2 protein-coding genes and 1 pseudogene are annotated in these 1,314 nt (G+C 31.9%); all 3 read left to right on the top strand.

The features are described from left to right. Positions 1-123: 123 nt before the first annotated feature. Positions 124-354 (top strand): AHH domain-containing protein, encoded by a 231-nt coding sequence (locus tag BGI33_RS03370; RefSeq protein WP_257378944.1) that lies wholly within the window; start codon positions 124-126, stop codon positions 352-354. Positions 355-357: 3 nt separating this feature from the next. Next, positions 358-951, top strand: coding sequence for a hypothetical protein (locus BGI33_RS03375; RefSeq protein WP_065610589.1), 594 nt, complete (start codon positions 358-360; stop codon positions 949-951). A gap of 253 nt (positions 952-1,204) precedes the next feature. Further along, positions 1,205-1,314 (top strand): annotated as a pseudogene (locus BGI33_RS03380) (RHS repeat protein); the annotation flags it as partial.

Below are 1,314 nucleotides of genomic sequence, written 5' to 3' on the forward strand. Positions count from 1 at the left end.
CTTCAGCTTCTTTTAAAATAGATACGATTTGATGTTCAGTCATTTTTTTCATGATTAAATCCTCTGTGGGTTAATAAAGAGAATTTTCTACTTCAGAGCTGTACTATTTTAAGGGATAGTTACATTAAGAATGGAAATTGGCGAAAAGATGTTCTTAATGATCCATTAAATAAAATAGATGTTCCAGGACATAAAGGTCCACACCCAGAAGAAATGCATCAAGAAATATATAAACGTTTAAAACAAGCTAGTGATAAAAGTCCAGAAGCATTTAAAGAAGCTTTAGCAGAACTTGGTAAAGAAGCTGTGACCCCAAATTCATGGTTAAATAAAATATTAACTAAGAGTGACTAATAAATGAAATACTTTAAACTAAATCCAAATGTTAACAGCAAAAAGTGGAGAGGATGTATTATTCCACGTGATGAGTTGATTGATGATGGAGGTAATGTAATTCCCGTTGATTTTTTGTCTTTAATAAAAATACCTACAAACAAAAAACTTTTTTTTAAAAAATTAAGGGATGGTTATTTCTCACCAATAAGTACAATTGGAGCTAAATATCTCCTTTTTGATAGTAAAATTAATAGGATAAACAATATATCGGGTAATGGTGTTAAATTAATTCCTATTTCTGATAGTGAGAAGCCAGAAAAAGCATATTTAATAATGTACCCTTTTGAATGTGTTGATTGTGTTAACTGGGATTTATCTGAAATAGACTTATGGCCATCAGGCTATGTTCCAAAAGAATGGGAATCAAAACGTGGGCGTTTTTTTCTAAAACCAGCTATCCACGAAAATAAAATTCCTAAACATTTAGATGCATTTTGTTTAAATGAATGGGATGGGGCATTTAATATTATTATTTCAGAAAGACTTAAAAATAAAATATTATCACTTGATTTTGATCATTCATTTTTAGAATTTTATGAGCTAGTTCAAACGTAAATTAAATAGCAAAAATTTGTCTATAACCTTTAATTTTATCGTCATAATACAGACTTACATCCAGCCCGATCATTATCTTATTTTAGCGTTTGATAATTTGATAGATGGAAAGTAGAAGTAGGACTATATAGATAACTACTAGTCCTAATTGATGATTTTGGACTGTTGATAATATGACATCAATTACTGGTACAGGTGGTGATGCGACTGATCACGATGCGAATAATAAATTCTTCTAAATAGATTTAAAACTACAACTAGAGTTACTTACGACCCACTGGGCAACCGCATCGCCACCACCCTGCCGGATGGGCGCACCATCAACAGCCTGTATTACGGTTCCGGCCACCTGCACCAGATAAA

Source organism: Snodgrassella alvi, assembly GCF_002777425.1.
In the GTDB taxonomy this organism is placed as follows: domain Bacteria; phylum Pseudomonadota; class Gammaproteobacteria; order Burkholderiales; family Neisseriaceae; genus Snodgrassella; species Snodgrassella alvi_B.